We start from the raw sequence: 16,536 nt of genomic DNA, 5'->3' as shown, positions 1-16,536 counted from the left end.
AAAAAGGAAAGTTCATACGAAAATGAACTTTCCTTTTTTTCTTACCCTTTAAGAACAGCCTCTTCTTCTTTTTCCAGTGCTAGCTTTTCTGTTTCCGTCAGTTTAACGATCGAAAATCCAGTCATAGCAAAGATAATTGAAATAATTGGTACGATAAAATTAAGTACAGCATATGGTGCATATTGGAATGCAGATACTCCAAGGGTGCCGAAAATGAAGACTCCGCATGTATTCCAAGGAACGAAGACGGATGTTAGTGTTCCCCCATCCTCTAGAGCCCTCGATAAGTTTTTTGAATGAAGCCCTTTATCTCGATAAGCTTTTGCAAACATGCGAGATGGAATAACAATAGAAATGTATTGCTCAGAACATGCAGCATTTGTGGCAAAGCAAGAAGCAATAGTAGAGATTACCAGGCTCTTCGCTGTTTTAGCTAGTTTCAAAATCTGTGAAACAATGGCACTGAGCATTCCTGTGTTTTCTAGTATTCCTCCAAAAGTCATTGCGACAATGGTCATTGAAACCGTGTACATCATGGAGTCTAATCCTCCGCCGTTAAATAGATTGTCCACCATTTCATTTCCTGTATTAATGACAAACCCACTTTGCAATGTAGCAACCGCGTCTGCAACATTTCCTCCTTGAATGACAATTTGTGATAGAAAACCTAGTAAAATCCCTATTAACAAAGCAGGAACAGCAGGAACTTTTTTTGCTACTAAAATAATTACGATTAATGGCACGGCTAATAGCCAAGGTGATATCACAAAGCTATCCTGCATGACTCCAATAATTTGATCAATATTAGCAGTATCTACATTCCCTTTTCCAAAGTTCCTTCCTAAAAATGCATATGTGACTAATGCAATAATTAACCCTGGAATTGTTGTATAAAACATATGTTTAATGTGTACAAATAAATCTGTATTTGTCAGCCCTGACGCTAAATTGGTTGTATCTGAAAGCGGTGACATTTTATCCCCAAAATAAGCACCAGAAATGATGGCTCCCGCAATCATCGGAGCCGGTATCCCCATACTTAGTCCGATCCCCATTCCAGCAACACCGATTGTTCCCATTGTTGACCATGAGCTTCCAATTGCTAACGATACAATTGAACAAATGACACATATTGAAACTAGGAATAGTGAAGGTGTGATGATCTTCAATCCATAATAGATCATCGTAGCTACCACTCCGCCACCGATCCAAGCCCCAATTGTTAGCCCTACGAGCATAATAATAATAACGGCTGGCAACGCGAGACGAATCCCCTTATACATCGCTTCTTCAATTTCCTTCCATTTATAGCCAGACCTCCAAGCAACAAGTGCAGCAACAGATGTCCCGACAATCAAGGGAATGTGCGGTCCCTGCTCTAGTACGACAACCGTAAGAGCCATTACTATGATCATTACAACAAGTGGTATAATGGCAACCTTAAACGAAATCTCCCGCTTCATATAAACTTTCCCCCGTTCCCAAAATATTACAATTATTAGACAATTTAAAATTGTCGTTAAATAGTCGTTAATAGAAATATAATAATCTTTCATATAGTTGCAAGTCAATTAATTTTTATCCAATTAATTTCAGAAAAGTTGGTTTTTATTATGAATAACCAGTATCTATTGACAATATTGCCCGTAAAATTAATAATATCAGATGTTACTAGAAAGGAAGAAAATTATGATAGGAAAGCTAAAGCAAATAAGCCCAAAATATGATCCCTGGGAAGCATATATGGACATGGAGGAATATGGAAAGCTTACATTGTCTAATATTGAGTTTACGACCACTGTTTTATGTAATATGAGATGTGAGCATTGTGCTGTCGGCTATACACTCCAGCCCAAAGATCCAAATGCATTGCCAATTGATTTCTTGCTTAAAAGACTTGAGGAAGTTCCCCAATTAAGATCATTAAGCATTACTGGCGGAGAACCTATGCTATCGAAAAAGTCTGTGGAAGAGTATGTGGTGCCATTACTCCGTTATGCACATAATCGTGGTGTTCGGACACAGATTAATTCGAACTTAACACTCGAACTTAGCCGTTATGAGGCAATTATTCCTTATCTTGATGTGCTGCATATTTCTCATAACTGGGGAACCGAGAATGATTTTATCGAAGGCGGTTTTGCGATGATGGAGCGCAAACCTACTGTGGATCAGAGAATGAGGCTTTTTGATCGGATGATTGAGAATAGCCGTGAGCTAGCTAAGGCAGGTGTGATGGTTTCTGCAGAGACAATGCTTAATAAACGGACTTTGCCATACCTTGAGAAAATCCATAAGCAAATTGTTGAAGAAATGAACTGTGGAAGACATGAAATTCACCCGATGTACCCTTCCGATTTTGCCTCCACATTAGAAACACTTTCTTTGGAGGAAATGCGTTCTGCTATTCATCATTTACTGGATATCCGGAATGAAGATACATGGATGCTGTTTGGCACCCTTCCATTTTATGCGTGCAGCTCGAATACGGAGGATCTAGACCTATTAAAACGCCTTTATGCTGCAAAAAATGTTACGGTACGAAATGATCCTGATGGACGTTCCCGTTTAAATGTAAATATTTTCACTGGTGAGGTCATTGTGACTGATTTTGGTGACACCCCTGCACTTGGAAATATTCAGGAGAATGCGCTTGAAGAGGTGTTTCAAAAATGGATGAAATCTGACCTTGCAGAGTCATTGAACTGTCATTGTTCTCAAGTAAGCTGTCTCGGTCCAAATGTATTAGTGAAAAACAGCTATTACAAGGATATTGATTTTTTAAAAAGAAAAGCCCAGCTTACGAACACAACACTCAGCCGCTAAATGCGGCTGAGTTTCTAATTATCTGTCCACCTATGAAGTATAAATATCTCCATGAACAGTGCATGGCACCAGTTATTATCTTGGGTGTTCAGATGCCATAAAACCGAACGAAACATGATCTTGTATAGGAATCCATGCCCCTACACCCTGTGAGGTAACGTTTTTAATAATAATCATTTTTTTATTTCCTTTAAGCATGATATACACTTCTCCATAGGTTACTTTTCCTTTTTCATTAACTGCAGGAGCATAGGCATATAAATAGCCTAAACGTTTTGGAGGAATGTTGTACTTATGATCCTTTTTCGTCCCCGCACCAATAATCGTTTCAAAGCCGAGCGGCAATCCAGACTTTTCCATGGCTTTTAACAACATCATCTTTTTAACATCTTCGTTATTTGGAACTTTTGCTGTTAGTCCTCCTCTTACAATTTTTTGAACTTCTTGAACGTAATGGATTTGATAAGGAGCCTTCCCTCCCCGGTTATCAAAGTAATTCGTATTAATCTTTTGATATTCCCAGTTTGGCGAAGTTTCAGATGACTCATAATTGAGCGGCCATTGTCCTAAATAAATAATTGCGCGATACCCAATAGCAAATGGCGTACTATTCACAGTCGTTTCATTAAGCATTCGAATGAGATCAGGGTTTTCAATTTTCACCTTCGATGTATCAATTAACTTCTGTGTCAGATCACTAGGCTGCAGTGTTGGCATATCCTGAACTGGATTCGGGTACGTATTTTCTTTCGTTATTTGTAAAACCGAATTCGGAATCGCTATTCCCTTTGGAACTTGCTCATCCTTTTTCTTCTCTTTATCTGCCCCAGCAGGATGTTGAAGTGTAAATACAAGAATTAGACCTAACAAGAAAATGGACAAGTACTTTTTCATGCTGATAAACTCCTTTCAATTCACAATCTTTTCAGGCTTGCTTATAGTTTTTTCGGAGTCCTGTAATATTATCCATTCCTAGAAATAAAATTGCATTCTATCACATCTATTTTGTAACACATTTGTAAAAATCAGAATATTTACAAATGTTAATAATTAACATATAATAAATTTACTTTAAAAGAAAAAGGAGGGCCGTTAAGTCGATTCGCTTACTAATAAAGGAGGATGGCATTTTTATTGAATAGAAATCATCGTTCCAACATAGGTTTTGTGGTCAAATAACAACATGAAAGTTGGTGATCAATGCCTTTTCAAGCGAGTAGATTGACATTCCTTTTTTAACCGGATGAATAGAAACGACTCTGTGATTATCACAGAGTCGTTTTTTTGTAGGAAAACACTATTTATAATAAGCAAACAACTTTTTTACATATTCTCATTTTTATTTGCAAACTCCGCCTTTTTTGCGTATTCTCATTTTTATTTGCAAATCAGCCCTCTTTATTTGCAAACACCATTTTCATTGTAAATTGAACTTTTTATAGCAGATAAAAGCCGATCCCCATTATTAAATAAGCAGCAAGCAATGTTGCCCCCTCAAACCAATTCGTTTCGCCATCATTCGAAATGATGATCATAAGCAAGGCTGCTGTGACCATCGTTATGAGCTCTGGAAGAGTAAATACTAAAGGCATTGCAGTAGGAAACATTAAGGATATTAAAACAAGCAGAGGTGCGACGAACATCGCTACTTGTAAGGTTGAGCCAATCGCAATTTCAACGGCAATGTCCATTTTGTTCTTATAAGCCATAATAATTGCTGATGCATGTTCAGCAGCATTCCCTACAATAGCAACAATAACAACCCCGATAAACAACTCTGACCAGCCAAAGGTTTCCCCAACAGTTTCAAATGTGTGTACTAAATTTTCGGAAACATATGCGACTGCTATTGTTGCAAGCAGAAGAACTGTAATGGCTTTACCTTTCCCCCACTCTGGCTCTTCCTCTTCATGCCGAACTTCGCTCACGTTATCTGTCTGGTATACCCCACGATGGGTAACAAGCTTGAAAAATAAAGCTGCTAGATACAAAACAATCAATATAATAGAAATCCCAACACTAAAACTTAATGTTTTGCTTTCGGTCATTGTCTGAGAAAAAATTTCTGGGATTACAAAAGCGACAATGACTCCAAACATGAGCAGACCAGAATTATGTCTTGCGTCAAAAACATTAAAGGTTTGGCGTTTATATTTAAGACCACCGATAAAAAAGGATAAACCGGCAACTAATAATAAATTCCCCAATACAGATCCAGTTAATGAAGCTAAGACAACGCCAATCAGGCCCTCTTTAAGCGCAAAAATCGAAATAATTAGTTCAACAGCATTTCCAAATGTCGCATTCAACAACCCGCCAATCCTTGGTCCAGCTACAATTGCCAGACTTTCAGTTGCTCTCCCCATAAAACTTGCCAATGCAATAATGGTTAAGCAATAGACAATAAATAGGATAATACTTGACCAATGCATTAGCGTCCCGATGACAGATAGCGGAACACCCGCTAATACTAATACCATAAAAACTTTATTCATTATATTGAATCATCCCTTCTAAGCAAAATTCACTTTCGGCTCAGCCATGCTCCACTCTTTTTCTCCTTAATATGTCATATTATTCTTCCCTGACAATCAATTTAAAAACATTATTTTTCTTGCCATTCCCCATTATTCTCGAGTACCATCATTAATGAGTGCGTAAAAGAAATAGAGGGATTCATAATGAATAAAGAAAATACAAGGTTTTGGATATTAGTTAGTATTGTAGCTATTTCCGGGTTTAGTCAGGGGATGCTGCTTCCTTTAATCGCTATCATTTTTGAAAATGAAGGAATTTCCTCAAGTTTGAATGGGCTAAATGCGACAGGGTTATATATTGGCATCTTACTCATTTCCCCTTTTATGGAATATCCCTTAAGAAAATATGGCTATAAACCAGTCATTATTCTTGGTGGATTTCTAGTTGTGCTCTCGCTAGTTCTCTTTCCTTTTTGGAAATCCTTTTGGTTTTGGTTCATCCTAAGGCTGTTAATTGGAATCGGTGATCATGCCCTACACTTTGGGACACAAACATGGATTACTTCTTCATCGCCTGAGCATAAAAGAGGACGGAATATTTCCTTATATGGATTATTTTTTGGCGTTGGGTTTGCCATTGGACCTTTAATGGCACCGCTTGTCAAAGTAAATGAGACTTTGCCTTTTATTATCTCATCTGCCCTTTGCCTTATTGCCTGGGTATTCATTTTCACATTAAAAAATGATTTTCCTGAACAAACGATCGAGGTGAATTCATTAAAAGAAACAATCAAGCGTTTTAAAAAAGCAACGAAATATGGCTGGGTTGCATTCCTGCCTCCTTTAGGCTATGGATTTCTCGAAGCTTCATTAAATGGGAGCTTTCCTGTATACGGGCTTAGGATCGGGCTTGAGGTATCCAGTGTATCCATCCTGCTCACCTCCTTTGCAATTGGGGCCATTGTTTTTCAATTGCCACTGGGGATTCTTAGTGATAAATATGGAAGAAGAAACATATTGATGATTATTTTATTTGCTGGTTTTTTAAGCTTTACGGCGGCAAGTTTCATGGAAGAAAGCATCATTGCTCTAACGATTTGCCTATTTATTGCGGGAATGGTTGTCGGTTCAACCTTTTCTCTAGGCATCAGTTTTATGACTGACTTAATGCCGAAGAATTTACTTCCGACAGGAAACCTTCTCTGCGGGGTTGCTTTTAGTATTGGGAGTTTAATCGGACCATATCTCGGCGGGGTTTTTATTCAATACTTTAAATCAATCAGTTTTTTTAATATTATAAGCATAATGCTTTTGTTCATTTTCCTGATCGTTGTAATTTTTGGACAAAAGCAAGCTGTACCAAATAAAGAATCATATTTTAATAGTTAATAAAGAAACATTTCCCTGTTCATTGCATTTCATATATAGTAAACTATAAATAATAATAATAAATGACTTGTGTCTACAATGATTTTTTGCTGTCGCCTTTGGGCGGCAGCTTTCGTCGTTTTATAGGGCAATTGACGTTGATTATTTTTCTCAACAAGAATAACAAAAAGTCTAAATTCATCATACAAAGGAGGAATATCATGAGTTCTGAAGTGAAAACCTTAACCCAAAGTTCATCATTAGCAGAGAACAGTACCTTATTTGAAAAAGCAAAGCCGCATGCAGAATTAATCGCTGCGCTCCTAAGCGGTGTTCTTATTGCAGCTGGCTGGCTTTTAGACAAAAATGAGCTTGCAACTGCTTCAATTGTCACATATATAATAGCCTTTATTATTGGCGGCTTTGCTAAAGCAAAGGAAGGCATCGAAGAAACAATTGCGAATAAAGAATTAAATGTAGAGATGCTTATGATTTTTGCAGCCATTGGCTCATGCCTAATTGGCTACTGGACAGAAGGTGCCATACTGATCTTTATCTTTGCAGTAAGTGGAGCCATGGAAACCTATACGATGAATAAAAGTCATAAAGAGATTTCGGCATTAATGGAGCTTCAGCCGGAGCAAGCCTTACGAATCAATGATGGATATGAGGAAAAAATCCATGTTTCCGAATTAGTCATCGGAGATTTCATATTAGTAAAACCAGGTGAACGCATTCCTTCTGACGGTAAAATCGCCAAAGGCCATACTACCATTGATGAGGCAGCAATTACTGGTGAATCCATCCCTGTATCTAAAGATAAAGAGGATGCCGTTTTCGCTGGAACAGTTAATTTAAATGGGGCGATTACAGTTGAAATTACAAAGCCAAACAGTGAAACTCTATTTCAAAAGATCATTCAGCTTGTTCAATCGGCACAAAGTGAAAAATCCCCTTCACAGCTTTTTATTGAAAAATTTGAAGGCACTTATGTCAAGGTGATCTTAACAGTTGTTGTATTGATGATGTTTCTTCCTCACTTCCTGTTAGGATGGAGCTGGATGGAAACCTTTTACCGGGCCATGATCTTACTTGTTGTTGCTTCTCCCTGTGCTTTAGTTGCCTCCATTATGCCTGCTACCTTATCAGCTATTTCAAACGGAGCAAGGCATGGGATCCTTTTTAAAGGAGGCGTCCATTTAGAAAACTTAAGCCATTTAAAAGCCATTGCATTTGATAAAACAGGTACATTAACAAAGGGAAAACCTGAAGTAACTGATATTATTGCGGCCGATTGCGTTTCTAGTGAGGAAGTTTTGTTAATTGCTGCCTCCATTGAAAGTCACTCTACACATCCATTAGCAAACGCTATTGTTAATTATGCAAAGAAGACTTTGGATAAGGCATTGATTACTCCAGAAAGGATGGAGGATGTTCCAGGCTGGGGAGTAAAGGCTTCCTTGCTTGAGGATGAGTGGAAAATTGGCAAAGCATCATTTGTTGGGCTTGAAGCAGCCGAAAACTTTTCAAATGGCGCCTTGGAACGAATGGCCTGTCAAGGTAAAACCGTTGTTTTTGTTCAAAAAAACGATGAAATAGCTGGGCTCATCGCTCTGCAAGATGTGGTTCGTGAAGAGACCAAAAAAGCAATTGATCAATTAAAAACCCAAGGCATTTATACAATTATGCTAACTGGTGACAGCCAAAAAACAGGGAAAGCCATTGCAAAAGAAGCCCACTTAGATGACTTTATTGCCGAATGTTTACCCGAAAACAAAGTGGAGCACTTAAAAAAGCTTAAGGAAACACATAGCAATGTTGCAATGGTTGGAGATGGAATTAATGACGCTCCCGCCCTTGCCACTGCTAATGTTGGGATTGCCATGGGGGAAGGCTCTGATGTCGCGCTCGAAACGGCAGATGTGGTTCTCATGAAAAACGATTTGCCTCGTATTTCTGATGCCATTCAGCTTTCTAAACGAATGAATCGAATCATCAAGCAAAATGTCGTCTTTTCTATTACCGTGATTATGTTCTTAATCGCATCTAACTTTCTTCAATTTGTGGATCTTCCATTTGGTGTGATCGCTCATGAAGGCAGCACCATTCTAGTTATCCTTAATAGCTTAAGACTTTTAAAATCATAAGAGGAGCCCGGGATTCCCCGGGCTTTTCTTAATGATATCCATTTTGTCCGTTAGCAGATCCGGATGTTTTTTGCTTCGGCTTGTTCTTGCCCTTTTGCTTGGTTCCACCGTCTTTTTTTGTTTGCTTTGTCATTTGATTGCCTCCTTTGATAATAAATCATTTCCCCCTGTCTTATTCTTTAACAGAAGATTATTTTTATCATAGGAAACTTATAGCATATTTTTAACAGTCATCCCTTTTGTATTTACTGTAGATGGCATTGATTTCTCCGCCAATAATGATGATGACCCCTGTTAAATAAAACCAGATCATCAATACAATGATTGCACCAATGCTTCCATAAGTAGCGGAGTAATTGCCAAAATTCGTCACATAAAAGGAAAAAGCGAGAGATGATATAGCCCAGCCGACTGTAGCAAATATAGCGCCTGGAATAACAGTTATACACTTTAATTTTTTATTAGGGGCGATCCAATAAAGCCCTGTAAACACAATGAACAAAATAATCGAACTTACGAGCCACCTAAGCGTATTCCATATCGACATAAACTCATCAGAAAGGCCCAACTTAGCAAATAAATAGACCCCAATCAGCTTGCCAAATACCGGAAGAAGCAAAGCAACGACAAAAACAAATAGCATCGCAAAGGTAAATAAAATCGCCATACCCCTTGCAATAAGAAAAGGACGGCTCTCCTCTACTTCGTAAGCTGAATTCAGCGCTTTAACAATTGCGTTAATTCCATTTGATGCTGACCAAATGGTTGCGATGATTCCAAAGGAAAGGAGCTTTCCGTTTTTTTGTGAGAGTTCATTAATATTTGTTTCAATTAATTTCATGCTATCTCCTGGTGCAAAATCACGGATCACTCCAAGGATATCCTCCTGAGTGATTGGCAAATAAGGCAAGAGAGTAACTAAAAATAGAAGTAATGGAAAGAGCGAGAGCAGGAAGAAATAGGCCAATTGAGCAGCAAGACCAAATAGATCATTTGCAAATATTCTTTTTACTAACCTCGGAATAAGGGTCCTGAATGCTTGTCCCATTTCAACACCTCCCCCATTTCATTTGTGCTTAATTCTTATCTTCTATTGGCCACTCTTTATAGGAATCATCAAAATCATCTTCCAGTCCAGCAATATCTGCTGTCCCATCCTTTAATTCTTCCACTTTGCTGGCAATAAAGGAAACATCAGTAGTGACTTGCTCAATCGTTGTTTTCACCTTATTTGTCATTTCTTTCACTTGACTAATCGCCTCGTTAGGATGCTTTATATAATGTGTAATCTCACCCGTTGTCTTTTTACAATTTGCTGCAACAGCTTGTCTCGTGTCCTTATCAAATAAGCTTAATGCACCACCTGCTATCGCACCTAAAAATACACCTTTCCAAAATAAAGATCTCCCCATTTTTTCACACACTCACTTTCTTATATATTATGGTTCCTGCGCACTTCTTTTAATAAATTTGTACAGCCTATTTTCACGAGTTCATATGTTTCCTCAAAATCCCCCGTAAAATAAGGATCCGGTATATCTTTTTCTTGTTTTTCATCGACATAATCAAGGAGCCTAACAATATGTGAATGAGAATTTCCCTTAATCAGCTTCTCGATATTTTGAACATTAGAAGCATCCATTGCCACTATGTATTGAAAATCATGTAAGTCACTTTCTCGAATTTGCCTCGCACAGAGGCCTTCTGCATCAATATTGTATTTTGTCAAAATGCCTCGCGTTCCTTCATGTGGTGGACTTCCAACATGCCAGTCCCCTGTACCTGCAGAATCAACATGAACCTCATGTTCCAATCCTTCCCTCTTAACAAGATCTCGAAACATCGCCTCTGCCATCGGTGATCGGCAAATATTTCCTAGACAAACAAATAAAACATTAATCATATTCCAATTCCTCCTTGTCATTATTTTCTTCTAACTTGCTATCTTCTGCAACCCATATCAATATTTCCTGTTGACATTTAATAATGAACATGGAAAGATGGGAATATTATTAGAAATGCGGAAGCGCCTTGGTCATCGCCGTACAAACTGGAAGGACCGCGACTGAGATAAAGGAAACACGAAGAGCGTTAGCGATTCGATGTTGACTTATCGTAGGGAGGGGACCTGAAGTTTGATAGGCGATAGGCGCTGGAGCTAGACAATTCTCTAACTCCAAAATTACACTTTCTTATTATTAGAAATGCGGAAGCGCCTTGGTCATCGCCGTACAAACGCAGAAGGACCGGTTCTTTCGATAAAGGAAACACGAAGAGCGTTAGCGCATTCGTGCTTGACCTATCGCAGGAAACGGAAGGCCTATAGTTGCTGGGTGCTGCAGCTAGACAGTTATCTAAAACAGAAAAAAACACTAATTTTTTTGTTACAAGCTGAATATGATAGTTCTGGGAGGGGATGTCTAGGTGAATCTTACTATAAAGTCAACTGAAAATGTAGAGTACATGATTGAAGAAATTAAGAATAAGCTTAAGGTATTAAACTTAGGAGCCATTAAACCATCACATTTCGATGAGGAAATGTACGAGGAATTAAAAGATATTTATGACCTTGTCATGAAGAAGAACTCCTTTAGTCCCAATGAAATGCAGGCATTAGTAGAGGAACTGGGCAGCCTTAGGAAAAACAAGTAAAAATACAGCCTTTTATAGGCTGTATTTTTCTATTACCTTATTTTTCTTCATGCAGTTTCATTCATTTCCTCTGTCATAATCTGAATATAAAAATTTAGAAATTCTTTAAAAAATGGATGCCTTATTTTCGGTTTTGCGTTTTCCCTTAATACTTGCAGGACAGGAAAAATATAACGGCCAATTACATTTTGATTTAGTTCATTAAGCTTGCTTTTATACTCTTCATCCTTTTCAGCATCAGCTTTTATGCTTTCTTGGATTACAGAACCAAGAAAAGCAGTAATGCATCCAAAATGATCTGGATAAATCTCTTTTTCAAGCGGATATAAGAAACCAATCTTTTCATATAAACCAATCAGACAAAGCAGATCCTTCTTCCGTTCCTCGTGTTCATCAAGCCCTTTTTTTATATAAGAGGAAAAGTAAGGCGATACAAAATAGTCACCTGGAATAAAAAAATGATTCTCATGCCATAACTTTACTTCCTCCAGATTATAGTGAGAGTGGAAAGGGAATTTCTTTATCAATTCCTCATCCATATGTCGAAAGATCCCTTCATACCGGTCCCATTCTCCAAGCCAAACACATGACATAATATTATTTAAGGCAAGTTGGCCATATCGTTCCTCTTTCGTAAGAATCATAATGATCACCTTTATATTTAGACTTTTTCAATGTCAACAAAAACATCCTGCTGTGCGGGTCCTCCAATTAAAAGATCTGCTAAATATCCTTCAAAATAACTATCATCCTTATCAGCCAGATCATTCACAGAGAATCCTTGTCCTCTTCCTCTCGAATATCCTGATTCCTCATGCATTGGTGTATTCGTATTAAATGGGAGGTGACCATATTTCTCTGCCGGTTTTATTATTTTCCCATCAATTTTTTCCTTACTTGACCCGTATGCATAGTGACCAAAGCTAAAGTTAGCACCTACGACACCTGGTTTTATTCCTGGTGTAACGAGTACCCTTGCTTTTTCCTTTTTACTATTGGAAATAATATGAACGAAATCAGACGTTTCGATTCCTTTTTTCTTGGCATCTATCGGGTTCATCCATAAATAATTCTCATCTCGCACTTCACGAAGCCACGCGTTACTTTCATTCCGATGCGTTCCCATATTTCTTGATTTCCAGTTAATAAACTGAAAAGATTTATTGGGTTTATATACCTCCCCGTTATATTTCCTAATTTCATCGAAAAAAGCCACTCCCTCAAAGAACTTACCCGTATAGGAGCTTTTGAATCCTGCAGCCTTCTCATCATAGAAATGAACAAGATTTGCCCATTGATATTTAATATGTGCCCCGATATGTTCATCTCCTTGAGCCTCATATCTTCCTCCACGATTTAGGACATATACAACCTTTTTCCATTCTTCAGGCGTAACGGAACTTTTCAGTTTATTCATATCAAAATACTTTCCTAAGGCTAGTTTTCTTGCCTTCTCAAAAATGGCTATTTCTTCTGAGCTCGCATCCTTTACTGCCTTTTTGCCATCGAAAGCAATATTTGCAACCATTTTAAGATAATAATCTTCCGGACTATTAATTGGAGACCCATCAGCTAGTGCGCTATCTCCAACACCTGGTAATCCCATTTCTTTCAAAAGGTCAATATATACTTGTTCTGTCTGCCTTGCATCTGGTACAACTCTAGTCACTGGCTGAATGACACTCGCAAATTTATATTTTAGGATTGGGAAAATGGCCTCTGTATTCCAACTCTCTAGATAGGATAAATCAGGCAAAATAAAATCAGCATATTTAGTTGATTCTCCTATAACAATATCGGAGGATACAACAAGTTCAACTACTTTTGTATCTTTTAGGAATTTCTCCTGCATATCTGACCGTGGTCCTGACATGATCGGGGATGTTCTGTTCATAATAAGAGCTCTAATCTTATATGGATAGCCTTCTGCTGAACTTGGAAGAACATCTTGAATAAGCTTGTTCCCTAAAGGATACCAAGGTCGTTTAGCTGGATAGCCCTCTCTTTCGAATAATGTTGTTTTTTCATAAGGTGTTTTATGACGAGTAACTGGTATTCCCCAAGAAATGTTTGGATTTGGCACAGAAGCTAGATCATATCTGCCTTCAGTTGTTTTATATTTTGCACCTAATGCAGTGTCTCCTCCTGCCCAGTCATGATTTCCTACTAAATGGTTGAGCATATTTATCGCGCGGCTGCTGTAATATCCATTCGTATGCATGGCTGGGCCACGATAGGAGTGAATGCCTACTTTCTTGCCATGGGAAGTAAACTCTTTGGCTATTTGGATGATTATTTCTGAAGACACATCACACTGCTCCGAGTATTCCTCTATTGTTTTTTCAAGCGCTTTTTCTTTAAAAATTGTAAAGGTAGATTTCACCTTAATCCCATTTATCGCTGTACTTACCTCTAGGTCACCATCTGCCGCTTTTGTATGTGGAACAGGTTTTCCTCTTTCAAGAACGACAAACTCATCTTCACCTATTCCTAAATCCTTTGCTCTTAAAAACGGTCTCTTTGGATCTCCAACATTAACAAGATAAGAAGCATCACTCCATGTTGGTTCACTATCTAAATGTGCAGCAGCTTCATTAGGGTTTCGCAAATATCGTTCATCATAACGATTATTCTCAATAATCCATCTGCACATTGCCATTGCAAGTGCACCATCTCCGCCTGGTTTTACTGGAACCCACATATCTGCTTTTTCAGCAGTCTTACTATATCGAGGATCAATCACAACCATTTTCATTCCGCGTTCGATTGCATTAGTAATTTGTGGGGCAAATGTGGTTGGACCACGATTAGCTGTCATCGGGTTCGTTCCCCACACTAAAACATATTCAGCCTTCTCAAAGTCAGGGATCATTCGTTTCTTCTGTTTTGTTGCATCGAAAGATCGAACATTCCCCATTACACTCGTAATTCCACAATAACCGCCATGGTCATAGTAATTAGCTGTGCCTAAGCTTTTCATTGCAAGACGTTCAATGAAATCCCTGCGATGTCCAGCCATGATCGCTATTTGATTTGACTTTGGTCCAAAGTCAGGGTGATTTGTATCGATTAACACATCTTGATACTTTTGATCAAAAGCGGATTTTTCCATTTCGCCTGCCTGCACTTTATCCCAATCGGCCATTACCTTTTCTTCTGGGACATATGCCCATATTTCTTTTAAGGATGGGGTTTTTAAATCCTTGCTTCCTTCTAGAATCTCTTTGTATGCCTCTTCCCAAGTTAGTGTTGTCCATACTCCGCTTCCACGTTCACCCACCCTCTTTAATGGATGCTGTACACGAAATGTATCATAGGCTGTTTGTATTCCAGCTTGTCCTTTTAAGCAAGTACGTCCCCCACGGAACCCTCTTCCACTTTTGGCTACATCTCCAGTTCCTTTAACCGCTTGTTCAAGTGGAGTATCATAGTTTATGTGGCCGTAAGGGACCATATTTATCGGGCTGTATTGATTCCCAGCAATTTTTCTAATAATGGATGTGTATGCTCCTCCAGCACTTCCAGCAACAATATAAGCTTTAATCGTACAAGAGGAATTACATTGCTGACACGATGTAAAAATGACATTTTCGGCTGTATAATCTTGATAATCCGTTCCAACACCATGTTCATCATCTATCCATACCCCGTTAATGACCTGTTTTACAGGGCCAATAAATGCGGGACCTATAATCGCTACCGCACCAATTGATCCCAGTGCTTTTAGAAAGCCTCTTCGATTCATTTTATCCTTACTCATGTTTACTCACTCCCTTTTCGTGAGAGTCTAGTTCATCTATTGGAAATAGTTTTTCGCCAATTGTATAAAGAATGAGACACATGGCAATGACCCCAAAAGAAGTTAACCACTCAGAAAGATTCATATAATAATTTCCATAAGGCATTCCATCGATTTTTGGCATAATTAACGTTGGTATCACCATATTGAAACGCACCCCGACTACACCAATTAGCACCATGACAGAAGCGCCTAGAATCCAATTTATTGATTCCCGTGTTTTTTTGATTACTAATAGGATAAGCGGGAACAACAGGGCAAACCCCATTTGAAAGAGCCAGAAAGACCATGAATAAGGACTGCCCATTATTAATTGAAGCGTGCCGAGTTCTTCATGCTCTAGCCCATAAAATCCAACTAAAAATTCATACCAGACCATGATGATTTCAATTCCGATAAATAGGGCGAGCATACTTCCCAAGGAACGAATCATTGAATGATCTGCCTGTTGTTTTTTCACTTTACATTTAATCACATAGATCGCAATGGATAATGCTGTGCCAGATACTAACGCAGATATAATAAAAATTAATGGGAACAGTGCAGAATTTAAATAGGGCTGTGCTTTTAGAACTGCAAAGATGGAGCCTGTTCCACCATGAACACCAAAAATAGCAAGCGGAATTCCGATAATACCCATTATTTTTAAACGCTTTTTATCCTTTCCTTTATCGATATCCGTATATTCCTGTTTATTGAAAATGAGGAATCGTGATAATTTCCCTTTAAAATTGTTGCTTTTTGCTACTTTTACAAGATCATTTCTCATAGAAAAATACAATTCAACTACTAATAGAATTAGGTAGACGATATAGAAATGAATTTCCCATGACATGGTACTCGTTACATTCCAATAGATTACAGCATTCATGACGTGATCTGGACGACCGATATCCAAAAAAACAAATAAAATACCAGTAATCATACAAACAATCGCAGAAAGTAATGCAGCTCTGCCGATTTTTTCGAATTTTTCCATTCCAAATCCATAAACTAATGTAGATAATAAGAAGGAACCAGCACTTAAACCAATAAAATATATATAAAAAGCAATCCAACCGCCCCATGGCACGATATTAGATAGATAAGTAGACTCCATTCCTTGCATAAAATAGCCGGTAATGATTGAATACACCCCTACACCAAATACAATGAATAAGGAAATCCAGTATATTTTTTCAAGCTTCCCTTTCTTATGTTCAGGGGTGAGCATATTGTTCACTAAGTTTGCCTTCGTATTCACAAAATTCACTCCTCCTTTTGGTAC

The 16,536-nt window shown here is 38.2% G+C and carries 13 protein-coding genes; 4 read left to right on the top strand and 9 right to left on the bottom strand.

Annotated elements, in window-relative coordinates; all coding sequences use genetic code 11:
• Positions 1 to 41 precede the first annotated feature (41 nt).
• Entirely contained in the window at positions 42 to 1,463 is a 1,422-nt protein-coding gene (gene nhaC / locus AN957_RS04865) for a Na+/H+ antiporter NhaC (RefSeq protein WP_053479025.1), read from the bottom strand.
• 226 nt (positions 1,464 to 1,689) lie between these two features.
• Here nhaC and yfkAB point away from each other — a divergent pair, with 226 nt between their 5' ends.
• Positions 1,690 to 2,826: a radical SAM/CxCxxxxC motif protein YfkAB gene (yfkAB, locus tag AN957_RS04860; protein WP_053479026.1), complete on the top strand. Its 1,137-nt coding sequence runs from the start codon at positions 1,690 to 1,692 to the stop codon at positions 2,824 to 2,826.
• Between the two features lie 75 nt (positions 2,827 to 2,901).
• Here yfkAB and AN957_RS04855 read toward each other — a convergent pair whose 3' ends face one another.
• Positions 2,902 to 3,720 (bottom strand): YfkD famly protein, encoded by an 819-nt coding sequence (locus AN957_RS04855; protein ID WP_053479027.1) that lies wholly within the window; start codon positions 3,718 to 3,720, stop codon positions 2,902 to 2,904.
• Positions 3,721 to 4,262: 542 nt separating this feature from the next.
• Positions 4,263 to 5,321, bottom strand: a complete 1,059-nt coding sequence (gene cax, locus AN957_RS04850; protein ID WP_053479028.1) for a calcium/proton exchanger — start codon at positions 5,319 to 5,321, stop codon at positions 4,263 to 4,265.
• Positions 5,322 to 5,507: 186 nt separating this feature from the next.
• On the opposite strand from cax, the gene AN957_RS04845 reads away from it, so the two are divergent.
• The gene (locus AN957_RS04845; RefSeq protein WP_056682595.1) at positions 5,508 to 6,692 is read left to right on the top strand and encodes an MFS transporter; all 1,185 of its coding nucleotides are present in this window, start codon (positions 5,508 to 5,510) and stop codon (positions 6,690 to 6,692) included.
• Positions 6,693 to 6,892: 200 nt separating this feature from the next.
• Positions 6,893 to 8,818 carry a heavy metal translocating P-type ATPase gene (locus tag AN957_RS04840; protein ID WP_053479030.1) on the top strand — a complete coding sequence of 642 codons (1,926 nt, stop codon included), beginning with the start codon at positions 6,893 to 6,895 and terminating at the stop codon, positions 8,816 to 8,818.
• Between the two features lie 223 nt (positions 8,819 to 9,041).
• On the opposite strand, the gene AN957_RS04835 is transcribed toward AN957_RS04840, so the two are convergent.
• Genes AN957_RS04835 through AN957_RS04825 form a run of 3 tightly spaced genes read right to left on the bottom strand, consistent with a single transcriptional unit; the run spans position 9,042 to position 10,721 of the window.
• Positions 9,042 to 9,866, bottom strand: a complete 825-nt coding sequence (locus tag AN957_RS04835) for a YihY/virulence factor BrkB family protein (protein ID WP_053479031.1) — start codon at positions 9,864 to 9,866, stop codon at positions 9,042 to 9,044.
• 28 nt (positions 9,867 to 9,894) lie between these two features.
• Complete coding sequence (locus tag AN957_RS04830) at positions 9,895 to 10,230, bottom strand: YtxH domain-containing protein (protein WP_053479032.1); 336 nt, start codon at positions 10,228 to 10,230, stop codon at positions 9,895 to 9,897.
• Between the two features lie 20 nt (positions 10,231 to 10,250).
• Positions 10,251 to 10,721, bottom strand: a complete 471-nt coding sequence (locus AN957_RS04825; protein ID WP_053479033.1) for a low molecular weight protein-tyrosine-phosphatase — start codon at positions 10,719 to 10,721, stop codon at positions 10,251 to 10,253.
• Between the two features lie 521 nt (positions 10,722 to 11,242).
• On the opposite strand from AN957_RS04825, the gene AN957_RS04820 reads away from it, so the two are divergent.
• Positions 11,243 to 11,470, top strand: coding sequence for a DUF1128 domain-containing protein (locus AN957_RS04820; RefSeq protein WP_053479034.1), 228 nt, complete (start codon positions 11,243 to 11,245; stop codon positions 11,468 to 11,470).
• Between the two features lie 47 nt (positions 11,471 to 11,517).
• Here the strand turns inward: AN957_RS04820 and AN957_RS04815 are convergent, their stop codons facing one another.
• Genes AN957_RS04815 through nrfD form a run of 3 tightly spaced genes read right to left on the bottom strand, consistent with a single transcriptional unit; the run spans position 11,518 to position 16,512 of the window.
• Positions 11,518 to 12,114 (bottom strand): molecular chaperone TorD family protein, encoded by a 597-nt coding sequence (locus tag AN957_RS04815; RefSeq protein WP_053479035.1) that lies wholly within the window; start codon positions 12,112 to 12,114, stop codon positions 11,518 to 11,520.
• Between the two features lie 17 nt (positions 12,115 to 12,131).
• Positions 12,132 to 15,230 (bottom strand): molybdopterin-dependent oxidoreductase, encoded by a 3,099-nt coding sequence (locus AN957_RS04810; RefSeq protein ID WP_053479036.1) that lies wholly within the window; start codon positions 15,228 to 15,230, stop codon positions 12,132 to 12,134.
• Positions 15,223 to 16,512 carry an NrfD/PsrC family molybdoenzyme membrane anchor subunit gene (gene nrfD / locus AN957_RS04805; protein ID WP_231690192.1) on the bottom strand — a complete coding sequence of 430 codons (1,290 nt, stop codon included), beginning with the start codon at positions 16,510 to 16,512 and terminating at the stop codon, positions 15,223 to 15,225. Before nrfD ends, AN957_RS04810 begins: the two co-directional genes overlap by 8 nt.
• Positions 16,513 to 16,536 lie beyond the last annotated feature (24 nt).

Origin of the sequence: Cytobacillus solani (assembly GCF_001420595.1) — a bacterium.
GTDB classification, from domain to species: domain Bacteria; phylum Bacillota; class Bacilli; order Bacillales; family Cytobacillaceae; genus Cytobacillus; species Cytobacillus solani.
This window is presented reverse-complemented; position numbering and strand designations above follow the sequence as displayed.